Origin of the sequence: Mycoplasma aquilae ATCC BAA-1896, from assembly GCF_048074525.1 — a bacterium.
GTDB classification, from domain to species: domain Bacteria; phylum Bacillota_I; class Bacilli_A; order Mycoplasmatales; family Metamycoplasmataceae; genus Mycoplasmopsis; species Mycoplasmopsis aquilae.
On record NZ_CP182208.1, the window covers coordinates 240,086 to 254,685 of the forward strand.

6 protein-coding genes and 1 riboswitch are annotated in these 14,600 nt (G+C 31.3%); all 6 genes read left to right on the plus strand.

The genetic code is table 4. The features are described from left to right. Positions 1–7: 7 nt before the first annotated feature. The 6 genes from ACM0IS_RS01190 (at position 8) to rpoC (ending at position 14,580) form a co-directional block, all read left to right on the plus strand. Positions 8–2,479, plus strand: coding sequence for an MAG1360 family OppF-related protein (locus ACM0IS_RS01190; protein WP_416756448.1), 2,472 nt, complete (start codon positions 8–10; stop codon positions 2,477–2,479). A 16-nt stretch (positions 2,480–2,495) separates the two neighbouring features. Next, positions 2,496–2,593, plus strand: a riboswitch (TPP riboswitch). Positions 2,594–2,621: 28 nt separating this feature from the next. Next, positions 2,622–3,821: an ABC transporter thiamine pyrophosphate-binding lipoprotein p37/Cypl gene (gene cypl, locus ACM0IS_RS01195; protein WP_416756449.1), complete on the plus strand. Its 1,200-nt coding sequence runs from the start codon at positions 2,622–2,624 to the stop codon at positions 3,819–3,821. After that, a complete protein-coding gene (locus ACM0IS_RS01200) occupies positions 3,821–4,546 on the plus strand; it encodes an ATP-binding cassette domain-containing protein (protein WP_416756451.1) in 726 nt (241 codons plus the stop codon). The genes cypl and ACM0IS_RS01200 overlap by 1 nt, the downstream gene beginning before the upstream one ends. Then, positions 4,539–6,212, plus strand: a complete 1,674-nt coding sequence (locus tag ACM0IS_RS01205) for an ABC transporter permease subunit (RefSeq protein ID WP_416756452.1) — start codon at positions 4,539–4,541, stop codon at positions 6,210–6,212. Before ACM0IS_RS01200 ends, ACM0IS_RS01205 begins: the two co-directional genes overlap by 8 nt. Positions 6,213–6,431: 219 nt before the next feature. Beyond that, on the plus strand, positions 6,432–10,064 hold the full coding sequence (locus tag ACM0IS_RS01210) for a DNA-directed RNA polymerase subunit beta (RefSeq protein WP_416756454.1): 3,633 nt from the start codon (positions 6,432–6,434) through the stop codon (positions 10,062–10,064). Beyond that, the gene (rpoC, locus tag ACM0IS_RS01215) at positions 10,057–14,580 is read left to right on the plus strand and encodes a DNA-directed RNA polymerase subunit beta' (RefSeq protein WP_416756455.1); all 4,524 of its coding nucleotides are present in this window, start codon (positions 10,057–10,059) and stop codon (positions 14,578–14,580) included. Before ACM0IS_RS01210 ends, rpoC begins: the two co-directional genes overlap by 8 nt. The last annotated feature ends 20 nt before the right edge of the window (positions 14,581–14,600 follow it).

The following is a 14,600-nucleotide window of genomic DNA, read 5'->3' on the forward strand; positions in this document are numbered from 1 at the left end:
AGGGTATATGGCAAAAAATAAAAAAATACTAACAATTGAAAATATCTTTATTCCTAAAGGGTATAGTAAAAATAGAACAGGTATTTGGCCAAGTTCTAATATTTCTATCCCCTTTTTATCTATTTATCAAAATAACAAAACAGCTTTCTATATTCCTAGTGATAATGAAAACATTACATTTCATAATTTGGGTAAGTTTATATTAAAAGATAAAAACACAGTTATGACATACTATAATCCAAATGTCAAAGAATACTATGACTTCAATAATTATCAAAACTTTTCAACTAAGAAAAAGGATATTTTATCTAAAGTCTCTTACTTTAATATTAATGAGATTGTTGACCAAGATGACTTAAATATACCTTTATTTGAATTATGAGTTGATTGTCAAAACTCAATTAAAAGTGTAATCAATCTTGCTAACTTAAATAATATTTATTCTAATTTAGACTACACAATGAAGAATTTGATCTTTAATATTTTGAAGAATCACTCTTCAAATATTATGGACACTAATAATGAATTTATTAAAACCATTCGTGGCCTAGAACAAAGCTTATTGTTTGCAAACAACAATAATGATCAAGATGCATTAAGTGGGCATATTGAAAATTTAAATTTTGTAATTAATTCTTATGTTGTTAATACAATTAAGGAATATTTTGATGTCTTTAAAGAACTTAAAAATGAATATCGTAGACTGGAAAGTGGTATTCAAACCAGCAATATCAATGAGCAAAAGAATTTAATCGAGCAAAGTAAAATTAAGCTCTCATATATGAATCAAATTAATAATGTTTCATTGCTTAAAGTTGAAAATGACTTAAAAATACGTGATTTAACCAGCGAAATTAACTATTACAAAGACTTAAAAAATTCTATTGCTAAGTATGCTAAAAAAACCATGTATTACCAAATATCACTAATACATAAGGAAATTAGTTTACTTGAGCAAAAGAAAAAGTTGCTTCCCTCAATTAATGATGAGTATTTTGACTTATTAAAGGATATTTTAATTAAGAAAAAAGAACTAAACATTTGAATTAAGAACTTTAGACGGATCCAATATCTTAATGAGCAACAATTAGAAGACTTAAAATTAATGATTGACTCTGAAATTAGTATCTTTATTACTAATAACTTTACTGAAACTAAAGATAAGTATAAGAATGCTACAGTATCTAAAATTAAAGAGTTTATAAACCAAGAATTCTCATTTAACATTAAGCCTTATATTGCAATGTCAAAAAACATGTATGACCAGCTAACTGAACGTATTGCTAATAACCAAAATGCCATTCGTCAAGTTAAAAATTTACGCTTTAACCATTTATCTAACTATAAAAATGTAGTCTCAGTACATGAGTTAGAAGAAAAAATTAAGTATGCTCAAGCAGAATTAGATTGATCTAAGTATTCTGAAGAAAAACTATTTAATTCCTTATTGAAATCAAAAGAATTCAAACTTAATCGACTTAAATTAAATGTTAGACGTACTGAAAGAACTGTAATTTCTATTATAAATTCTCTCTTAGTTAAAATGACGCTTTTACATAATGAAAATGCAATTAAAACATTAGTTGATTTCAAAAAATTCCTAACTAAAAATTGAATTTTCAACTTGCTAATGGATTTAATTAATTACTCATCTAATAAGCAAAAGGCAAGTAAGAAATTTTTAAAGGAATCAGCTGCTATGATTCGGTTTATTGAATCATATGAAACTGCTTCAGTTTCAATTCCTAACTATGTAAGGCCTTTTAAGGATCTAGATATTATTGATAAAGCTAAAATTAAGCTTACAAAGTTTGGGCTTAGCAAGATTGAAGTTTTATTACTACAAGATAACATGGAAAATATTGCTGAAGAAGCGCGTAGTGAATTCTTACGGGTATTATTTAAAATAGTGGAAGCTAACAATATTGCTACAGTCTTTATTACATCAAACCTAAAATTCATAAAAGAAACAATGGACTACGTTTACTTCTTTAATGATATGCAATTACTTGAGGGAGCTAAAGTTAAAGAAATTTTCTCTCATCCAGTTAATCCGGATATTAAATTGCTCATTAATCATAAGATTTCTTCATTAAATCAACAATTAAATCGTGACTATGTACAATTATTCATCAAACAAGGACTATATACTTTAGATTCTCGTCCTTCACACTTTGTTTACTGTACACTAAGCGAATACCAAAAATGAAACATGATTAATAAGAATAATCAAACCAGTGAATCTGAACGTTTATTTAGTGATGGCAAGCTTTCTGATACTAAAATTAGTGAACAGTTCCAATCAGCTTTTGTTAATGATGAATTCATTTTAACTGATGTAAATGTTAAACTGATACCAGAGCCTTATGATAAAGATGATAAACAATTTACTAAAGAAATTAAATTAAGCAATCACGTTGAAAATCATGAAACTGAAGGTGAAATAATTTCTCCTGAAGTTGAAAGCAAATTATTTTAATTTTATTATATAATTCTTCCAAGGACAGAGGTACTTGTTGAAAAAACAGGTTGAGAAACACTCTTATGAGCTGATCTAGTTAATACTAGCGTAGCGAGTCTTCTCTTTTTACGTTCCTCCCTGTCCAAGGAAGGATTTTTTTATGAACAAATTTAAAACATTACTTATGGGAGCTGCTTTAAGCACAACTTGTCTCCCAATTATTGCATCACAATGCAATAGTCAAAACCAAGAAGTTAAAGAACTGAAACTTGACTTAATTACTCCATGGGAGTTAGCTGGCAAGACTGATGAAATTTCTAACTTAAAAAATAACATTGAAACAAGAATGAATCAATATTTATCAGCCAAAAATGCTGGTTTTACAGTAAAAGTAAAAATGGTTGATGATGATAAATATCAAACAGTTGCCCAAAATATTACTAAGGGTGAAACTGACTTAGGATTTATATCTTCTGGAAGTATTCTTTCAGAAAAGAACTATTTAACTAATTTTAACCCTAATATTATTCAAACCTGAACATCAAAATTTGCTGGTGATATCAAAGACGCTTCATTTACAACCTCAGCTAGTGAGCTCGAAAAAATTGCTCAAAATGAACAAGCAAAATTTGATTTAATACCATGATCTAAAAAATGAAATGATACAAATGATGGAAATGGCTGAAATGGAAGTGCATATACCAAGTTTTATCAAGACTATTCTTCTATAGCTTCTGATAATATAGTTAGCTATCAAAGAGGATTGATTGCAATCGTTGCTGATGATGACTTAACTACAAAAATTAAGCAAGCATGAGCAAGCAAAAACCTAGCAGAATTCATTTCATATGGAATCGGAATGGGAAAACCTAGTTCAGGAAGTAAATATATTTTACCTGAAGCTTTAATGAAAAAACAATTCAATTCAGCTGACAAAAAACAATTTATTTCTTTCGCTGATTTACAGACTAAAAATGAATATCAAAATAAATTGGTTAGAGCTAAATTGACAGAAGCAAGTGATGCAAAAAATAAAAACCTACATATCTTCTTTGATAATGAAGGTGGGTATGCATTTACACACTTTAAAGAATCTAAACAATATGCATATGCTGTAGATCAAAGCATCCGCCCAAATGAAAAAATTACATTCTTATCAGTAACAGATCCATTGCCATATAACGTTGGTATTGCTGCAAAAAAAGTGGGTGATAAACAACTTAAATTAGTTACAGAAGCGCTAAATGATTTAGCTTCTGGTGCAAATCCAATTTATGGAAGAAATATTGGATTTGTATCTTACAGTGATGACACATTACAAAACTTTAAAAACAAAATTGACAAAGTAATAGGAGAATAATGCTTGAATTTAAAGATGTAGCGCTCAGCTATGAAAATAAGGAAGTTTTATCTAATTTAAGTCTGAATTTTCATACCGGTGAAATAGTGGGCCTTATTGGACGCAGTGGTCAAGGAAAAAGCACAATATTAAAATCTATATTTGACCTAGATATAGTCTTAAAAGGTGAAATTATCTATAATGGCCAAGTTGTAAACAAATTATCAAAAAAAAGACTTAAACAATATAAGTCCATTATTTCATTTATCGATGCTGAAACCTTATCTTTAGCAAATTACGATGCCTATAAAAATATTTTGTTTAATTTTAATAACTACACCAACTGTTTAAATGCCTTATTTCATCATTTGACAGTTGCACAATTGAATCAATTATGAGATTTATTTACTAAATTTGAATTACAAGATTATGCCTTAACTCCGCTAAATATGCTATCTAGTGGCCAAAAGCAACGCTTTAACTTTATTGCTGGTGTTTTTAATCGTTCTGAAATTTTACTTTGCGATGAAGTTACAAGTAATTTAGATATGAATAATTCTCACAAAATATTTGCCTACCTAGAAGAATTAAAAGAACAAAAATTAATAATTACCGCAATTCATGATATTGATTTAGCTATGCAATATTGTGATCGTTTAGTAGCTATAAAAGGTGGCAAAATAGTTAATATCATACAGAAACAAGACTACAAAAAAGAGCTTTTAACATTATATTTTGATGAATAAAACAACTTTTATTAGTAAGTTACATAAAAAAACAGCTCTTAAATATGCACTTATCTTGTTTCTAATAGCTTTTTTCCTCTATGCTTTATATAATTTAAATTTTTTCTATACAGTTCAAAATCCAAGCTGGCAAAATGCTTGAGATAACTTTAAATCCATTTTTAGTTTTGCAAGTCATAACAAAGAGCTTTCATCCAATATTTGACTTATCAATTGAAATTACTTTTTAATTACTTTAAAAAGTGTGACTATTGGAACTTTCTTTGGCTTTTTACTTGCAATGGTAACTGGATATTGCAGTGCTGCCAATATTCATAAACGCAAATATTTTTCGTTTTTAGTCAAAATTATCTTGATGTTACTTAGAGCTTTTCCAGTGATTGTTTTTATTTTATTATTTAAAAACGCCTTTAGTGCAGAATTAGCTTCTTTTATTATTTATTTTTGATTTACGTGGCTCTGAATGAATCGATATATCGCGGATTTAATTGAAAGCTGCTCGACTAAGCAATACTTTCGTGACTTAGCCTTAGGAATAAACAAACTACAGTCATTTTATAAGAATATTTATCAACAGGTAAAAATTAAGTTTTTCCTCAATTTTTTCTTATCATATGAGTCTAATATTCGTTGATTAACTATTTTAGGTTTAGTTGGAATTAATGGTCTTGGGATAGTTTTTGCTGATCCTAAACATTATCAAGATAGCTTTGGAATAACATTGCTCTTTATTGCGATGTTTATTCTTGTTATAGAGGCAATCTTATACTTATTAAACAAAATTTTACTTGTCCAAAAACCACAATTTCAGCCTACTAAACAAACAACAAAGTGTTGAAAATATAATTGAAAAAAATATGTCTTATGCTTAATGTTAATAGGCTATTTTGCTGTCATGATATGAGGGCTTATTTCACTTGCAGATTCTAAAATATATAGCATTACCCTGAAACAATATTTTACAAACGTATTTAAATTCGACTTCTCATCCTTTAATTGAGGCGTAATGAAACAATATTTTATAATCTTACAACAAGCATATGTTTCCATAGTACTTGCTTATATACTCGGTGTTATGTATGCATATATACTTGCAGAGAAAATTAATAAAAACTACTCAGTGATTGCAAGTAAAATAGTTTTAACTTTTATAAAAGTAGTACCTACTTATTTTTGATTTTTAGTATTTAATCCACTTATGGATTCAGTGGCTGCGATAACAGTTGCTTTAGTTGTTTCTGCATTTAGAAAAATGACTAAGCAAATTTCCGAATCAATTAATACCTTGCCAAGTAATGTAATTGCATTATACAAAGTAAAAGGTTGAAGTAAACTCAAAATTTACCGTTATTATGTTTTGCCTTATGTTAATAAGCAATTGTTATCAGTCTTTATTTTTCAAGGTGAAGATGCAGTAAGAAATTCCATCTCATATGGTACTTTCGCTAACCTTGGAATTTATAATTTGGTCTTGCAATATCAAGACAAAAATGAGTACAGTAAGATTTTTCCAGTAATACTCCCGGCCTATATATTTTTCATAATTTTAGAAATTAGTTTTTGAATTTATAAAGAAAAAAATATTTTTATACGAAATAAAAGAAATAAAAATCGCACATTAACAAAAATTAGTTCGCACTATACTAGTTTTTATTCAAATCTATAGCGTAGGTAAATAAGTTGTATTTATGTACTAATTCTGTCTTGGAATTAGTGCGTTTTTTATTACTTTTTTAACCTCTTTCTTATACACTAAAAAAGTTTATTTCCTACAATTAAAAAAAATCTTATGTGATAAAATTTATATACCTTATGTAAATATACATTTTAATAATGTATTTTTTAATTAGAGGTCTATATTTTCAGAAAGGATGAGAATAAATATATGGAGCAAAAAAATTATAAAATTCGTAAATTTGGTCCTGTCACAGAGAGAAGAGATTACTCAGTAACAAAAGAATCTTTACCTCTTTTTGATATTCTTGAAACAAGTAAAGAAAGTTTCGAACTTTTCATTAACAAAAGAATTCAAGAATGTCTACTTGAAGTTTATCCAATCGAAGCTGCTAACAAAGAAGTTCGTTTAGATTACGTTAAAGGGTCAGTTAGATTAGAACTACCATTTAAGAAAATTACTAGCGAAAGCGAAGAAATTAAAAAATGTAAAGCTAAAGGAATTAACTTCAGTGTTAAAGTTTATATCAGCTTAAAAAGAGAAATCACAAATACTGGAGAAGTTAAAATTGATGAAGTTCTTTTAGGAGAAATTCCTTACATGACTTCTGGTGGAAGTTTCATCATTAACGGGTCAGAAAAAGTTATCGTTTCTCAGTTAATTAGATCACCTGGTGCCTACTTTGGGCTTGGTGTACGTAACAAACAATCAGATGACTTATTCAACAAATTAGAAATTTTACCAAGAATCGGGTCATGACTTGAAGTGTCACACAAAGTTACATCTTCAACATTAGACACAGTTAAAATCAAAATTGATAAAAACAAGAATGTTAACTTAGCAACTTTCTTAGGGTCATTTGGATTCACACCAAAAACAATTAGAGAATTATTTGGAACAAGTGAATTACTTGAAGAAACACTTAAAAAAGACAAGTTAATTGAAAATTCAGAATTTACTGAAGCTGAAATTCTTGATCAATGTCAAGAAGAATTATTCAGAGGTTTAAGAAAAGGTGATCGTATTTCTGAAGAAGCTAAACGTTCACTTATTCCTGGAATGTTGTTTGATAAAAAACGTTACAACTTATCAACAACTGGACGTTACATGCTTAACAAGAAACTTTCACTTGTTGATCGTATAACAAATACATACTTAGCTGAAGACTTTGTAGTTAAATCAGTTGAATTAGGAGAAAAAGTTGTTTTATATCCTAAAGGAACATTTATCGACATTAAGAAAGCTAAAGAAATTCAAAATGCCTTTAATGAAGGTTTAGTAAGAAGTGAGAAAATTCCTGGTATTGATCCAGAAATGGTATACCACAAGCTTATTAACCAAAACAAGACATTAGCAAAAAGAATTAATATCGTTAAACTAAGTGTATATCCATCAAGAAAATGAATGGAAGAAAAAGAAGATCAACCAGTTTTAGTAATTGGTAACGATCCAAAATCAACAGAAACACACTTATTAATTTCAGACATCGTCGCTGCAATTAATTACTACTTTAACTTAATCGATGGTATTGGACAAGATGATGACCCTGACTCACTTACAAACAAACGTATTGTTTCAGTTGGGGAATTACTTGAAGGCCAATTATCAGTTGCTTTAACTAAACTTGAAAAAGCAACACGTGAACGTATGGGAGCTAAAGAAGCTGATAAAGTTACAGCTAAAAACGTTACAAACAATAAACTTGTAACAAACCAAATGAAACAATTCTTTAACTCTTCAAAACTTTCACAATTCATGGATCAAATCAACCCACTTGCTGAAGTTTCAAACAAACGTCGTGTTACATCTCTAGGGCCTGGTGGTCTTAACCGTGATACAGCACAATTCGAAGTTCGTGACGTTCATGCAACTCACTACGGAAGAATTTGTCCTATCGAAACACCTGAAGGACCTAACATCGGTCTTATCCTTAACTATGCAACATATGCAAAAGTTGATGATTTAGGATTCTTAAAGACTCCTTACTTTAAAGTTAACAATGGTGTTGTTGACTATTCAACAACTCACTATCTAACAGCTGCTGAAGAAATCGGGTTCTCATTTGCTCAATCTTCAGTTAGAGTTGACGATAACAACAAAATCGTTGATCCATATTTAACAATTAGACGTGACTATAACTATATTATAGGTACACCAGATGAAATTGACTATATTGAGGTTTCATCAAAACAAATCGTTTCTGTTGCTGCTGCAGCTATCCCATTCCTAGAAAACGATGATGCCAACCGTGCACTTATGGGATCAAACATGCAACGTCAAGCAGTTCCTCTTCTTCAAGCTGAAGCACCATTTGTTGCTACAGGAATTGAAGCAGACATTGCTAAATACTCTTCATACAACTTAGTTGCTAAAAACCCTGGGGTTGTTACTTTCGTTGATGGATCAAAAATTATGATCAAGAACGAAAAAGGTAACACAGATAGATATTCATTAAGAAACTTCGAAAGAAGTAACCAAGGTACTTTAATTCAACAAAAACCTATTGTTGCTGTTGGACAAGAAGTACAAAAAGGTGACTTACTTGTAGATGGTAGTTCATTTAAAGATGGAGAAATGGCACTTGGTAAAAACGTACTTGTAGGATTCACTACATGAAACGGATATAACTTTGAGGATGCTGTTATCATCAATGAAAGACTTGTTAAAGATGATGTTTATACATCAATCCACATCGAAGAGCAAACTATTCAATTCAGAACATCACGTGCTGGTGATGATGAATTAACAAACGCAATTAATAATGTTTCAAAATTTGCTTTAAGAAACCTTGACGAAAGAGGTATTGTCAAAGTTGGTTCTGAAGTATTACCTGGAGACGTACTTGTAGGTAGACTTTCACCAAAAGGAGAAGACAACCCTTCTCAAGAAGAAAAACTTCTTATGGCTATCCTTCAACAACGTCCACAAACAACTAAAGATACTTCATTAAAAGTTAAAAATGGACACGCTGGTACAGTTATCCATGTTGAAGTACTTTCACGTGAAGCTGGAGACATCTTAGAAGAAGGTGTAGATAAAATTGTTAAGGTTTCTATCGCTCAAAAACGTAAGATTAAAGTTGGGGATAAGATGGCTGGACGTCACGGTAACAAAGGGGTTATCTCAATCGTATTACCAGAAGAAGACATGCCATATTTAGAAGATGGAACACAACTTGACATTATGCTTAACCCTCAAGGGGTTCCTTCACGTATGAACATTGGGCAAGTTCTTGAACTTCACCTTGGAATGGCAGCTAGAAAATTAGGCGTTAAATTCGTTACTCCTTCATTCGATGGGGTTAAGAAAACTGACATTGAAAACGCTTTAGTTGAAGCTGGACTTGACAAGAGTGGAAAACAAACTTTAATTGACCCAATTACAGGTAGAAAATTTGATAAACCTATTTCAGTTGGTGTTATGTACATGCTTAAACTTAACCACATGGTTGATGATAAGATGCATGCACGTAGTGTTGGACCATACTCACTTATTACACAACAACCTCTTGGAGGTAAATCACAAAATGGGGGACAAAGATTCGGAGAAATGGAAACATGAGCTATTGAATCTTATGGAGCTACAAACGTACTTCAAGAAATCCTTACATTTAAATCTGATGACATTACAGGACGTAATGCCTTATATTCAGCATTAGTATCTGGAAAAGAATTACCAATGCCTGGAATTCCAGAATCATTTAATGTTCTTAGCTATGAACTTAAAGGTCTTGGAATGAAATTAGATGCTTCAACAAGAACACTTGATGAAGAAGAAAATATCGATCATACACAATATCAATACGTTGATACAAACGAAATGGGGGGAGAAGGTTATGAATAATTTTGATAAAGAACAAGACGAATTAGTTGAACAAATTAATAAAATTACTCTCTCACTTGCAACAGATCAAGACATCTTAGAATGATCTCATGGTGAAGTTACAAGACCAGAAACCATCAACTATAAATCATATAGACCAGAAAAAGATGGGCTATTTGATGAATTAATTTTCGGACCAGTTACAGATTACAAATGTCCAATCTGTAATACTAAATATAAGAAAAGTGATGAAAATTCTGTATGTACCAAAACCCCTGCTTGTGAAAAATATAGACCTGTTATTTTACCTAAAATCACACGTAGAAGCAGAATGGGGCACATTAAGTTACACAATCCAGTTGTGCACTTCTGATTCTTCAAAATAGATCACTCAATTATTTCAAAATTACTTGGACTTAGAGTTGCTGATTCTACTAAGCAAGTAACAAAAGCAGATTTAGAAAAATTAATTTACTATAAATCTCACATCGTACTTGAAGCTGGAAACTTAACTAGCTTAAAGAAAAACACAATTATTGACATTAACGAAGCTGCTAACATTTATGAAGCTGCTTTAGAAGAAATGCTTGGTAATTACGAAAAAGATACAGATGAATATGAAGATATTGAAACAGCATTAATCGAATTAAGAGAATATGCTGAATCAAAAATTGGGAAAGATTTCGGGATTGACTTTTATCAATACAACGAAATTATTCACGAATATTCAGATGCTAAAATCGACACAGGATCTCGTGCTGTTGAATACTTATTAACTCACATCGATTTAGCTGAAGAAGCTGCAGCTGTTCAAGCTGAAATCGATAAAATTAACTCTGAAATGGACTTAGATAATGGGTTATCATCAACTAAAGAACAAGACAGAGCCAAATTATATAAACGTTTAACAGTAATTAACTCATTTATTAAATCTGGACAAGATCCAAAAAGTATGTTAATTTATAACCTTCCAGTTATCCCTGCTGACTTACGTCCATTAGTACAGTTAGATGGTGGAAGACACTCAACTAGTGATGTTAACGAACTATATCGTCGTATTATCATTAGAAACAATCGTTTAGCTAAATGAAATGAAGCTGATGCTCCTATGCTTATTAAGCAAAACGAATACCGTATGATTCAAGAAGCAGTTGATGCTTTAATTGACAACGCAAGAAAGAAACCAACACCAGTTGTATCAAAAGATTCTCATCCTTTAAAATCTATTTCAGATGCCTTAACTGGTAAAAAAGGACGTTTCAGACAAAACCTTTTAGGAAAACGTGTTGACTACTCTGGTCGTAGTGTTATCGTTGTTGGGCCTTCACTTAGAATGCACGAAGTTGGTATTCCTCGTGACATGGCTGCTAAATTATTCGAACCTTGAATTATTAAAGAATTAATTAAAGGTGAACCTTCAATTACAAGTGTTAAATCAGCTAAGAAAATGATTGAAACTCTAAACCCAATTATTTGACCATACGTAGAAAAAGCAATTGATGGAAGACCTGTTCTTCTTAACCGTGCTCCTACACTTCACAGACTTTCAATCCAAGCCTTCCAACCTGTTTTAATCCGTGGGAAAGCTATTAAACTTCACCCACTTGTAACTACAGCTTTCAACGCTGACTTCGATGGTGACCAAATGGCTGTGCACGTTCCAATTTCAGATCAAGCTGTTCGTGAAGCAAAAGAACTTATGCTTGCTTCTAAAAACATTCTTGGACCTAAAGATGGGGAACCGATTATTAACCCTTCTCAAGATATGATTTTAGGTCTTTACTACTTAACAATTGAAAAAGCTAACGTTAAGGGAGAAGGAAACTTCTATGCAAGTTTCGATGATATGATGCTTGCTTATGAAAATGGCTACATTACTTTACATACAAGAGTTGTACTTCCAATTTCAGCTATGAGCAAAGAATCAGTATCAAAATACACAAATGCTCCTTACTTAGTATCTACAGTAGGTAAATTTATCCTTAACCGTGCTTTCCCATCTGATTTTGAATTTATCTTTGGTAAATATGTAACAAGAAAAGAAGTTACACAAGCAGATGGAAGCATCAAAGTAAGTGAAAGCGAAAAGATTGATACTTCAGATAAAGATTTAAACAAATACGTACTTCACTATGGTGATGACTTTAGAGATAAAATTGCAAATATGCCAGTGAACTTAGCTCTTTCTAAGAAAGACATTGCTAAAATTGTACGTAGAGTATATGAAAAATATGTTGCTGTTGTAACAATGGAAGATATTGCTTCAATTATTAACGAAACAACACAAGATAATTTTGAAGATCGTTTCACAGAATGTGCAGAATTAGTAGACTTTGCTAATGCGCCAATTCCTACTTCACATGCAAGAATTATTTCAAATTCAATTAAAGAACACTTTGAAACAATTAACTACGAATGAAGTAAGAAAAACCCTAATGTAGCAGAAGGAATGAAACCAGTTTGAACTTTAACTGAATACACTAAAGTACTTGAAAAAGTTTGATTCGATTATACAAACTATGTTGCTTCTATACTAGATAGAATTAAGAACCTTGGATTTAAATTCTCTACAATTTCAGGTACAACTATCTCTATGAATGACATTACTACATTAGATACAACTGCTGAAAAGATTAAAAAAGGTGAAGAATATACAGATCAACTTAAGAAATTCTTCGAAGAAGGATACTTAACTGATGATGAACGTTATACCTTAACAATTCAAAAGTGATCAGAAGTTAAGGACTCTATTGAAAAAGACTTGAAAGAAGTTACAAAATCTGACATCGATAACCCTCTATTTATGATGTTTACCTCAGGAGCTCGTGGTAACTCATCTAACTTTACACAGCTTGCTGGTATGCGTGGGCTTATGAACAACAACACCAAAGTGCTTAAAGCCGATGCAGAAAACGACCGTGTGGTTCGTTCAACAGTTGAAATCCCAGTTAAGTCATCATTCCTTTCAGGACTTACAGCTTATGAATTCTATTCATCAACTCACGGGGCCAGAAAAGGGCTTACAGATACAGCGCTTAACACAGCTAAATCAGGATACCTAACACGTAGACTTGTTGACGTTGCACAAGGTATTGTTGTTAGAGAAGATGATTGTGGATCTGACTTTGGATTCGTTGTTAAAGACATTAAAGATACTAAGACCGATACTGTTATTGAATCATTACAAGAAAGAATTGAAGGTAGATTTACAAACAAGGCTATCTTAGATGAAAATGGTAATGAATTAGTAGCTGCAAACACATTAATTACTCCTGACCTTGCAGATAAAATTGTTAACGAATATGGACAAAGTCAAGTTGAAATTCGTTCAGTGCTTTCATGTCACACCAAAAATGGGGTATGTAAACACTGTTATGGAAAAGACTTGGCAACAAACAGAATCGTTAATATTGGTGAAGCTGTTGGGGTTGTTGCTGCTCAATCAATCGGGGAACCTGGTACGCAACTTACAATGCGTACATTCCACACCGGAGGGGTTGCTGGGGTTGAAGATATTACTGGTGGGTTTGGTCGGCTAATCGAACTTATCGATGCTTACGACTTCCCATGAGGAAAACCTGCTGTTATTTCAACAGTATATGGAACAGTAACAAGAATTGCACCTGCTACAGATAAAAATGGAAAAGACAGTAGTGATATCTTACTAGTTGATGTTGAAACTAAAAAAGCTGATGGAACTGTTGCTACTGAAACATACAGCGGAAAAGTTTCACAAAAATTACGTGTTAAACTAGGAGATAACGTTGTAAGTGGTCAAAAGATCTTTGAAGGGCCAATTATTCTTAACCAACTTCTTGAAGCAGCTGACACAAGAGCTGTGCAAAACTACTTATTAAAAGAAGTACAAAGACTATATCGTTTACAAGGTATTACAATTTCAGATAAGTACATTGAAATCATCATTAGACAAATGCTTTCAAAAATTATGATTACAGATCCAGGGGACTCAAACTTCTTTACAGGAAGTCTTGTAGATACCTTTGTTTACCAAAAAGAAAATGGAAAATTACTTGCTGCAGGAAAACGTCCAGCTTACGGGGAAGTTAAGATTCGTGGAGCTAAACAAACTCCTTTATTAAGTGATTCATTCCTAGCTGCTGCTTCATATCAAGAAACAGATAAAATTCTTGTTAACTCATCTATCGCTAAAAGAGTTGATTATCTTGAAGGACTAAAAGAAAACATTATTCTTGGACACAAGATTCCAGCTGGAACAAATGCTAACTATGAATTAAAAGGAAAATACGACATTCGTGATCCTAAAACATACTTCACAGGTAAAATTGATCCAGAAAATGGTGATTTTGAATTAAGTCAAGAAGAACAAGATGAAATTAACTCAACATTTGATGACATTGATATTCCAGTATCATTCGAAGAAGATTCATTGTTATTGCAAGAACATGATGATATGGATATGACTGATGATGAAGAAAATCAAGAAATTTTTGACATTGATGACGATGTATTAGAAATTGCAAATGAATACGACGACGACAGCATGGATGAAGAGTAATAATTCTTATATCTATAAAT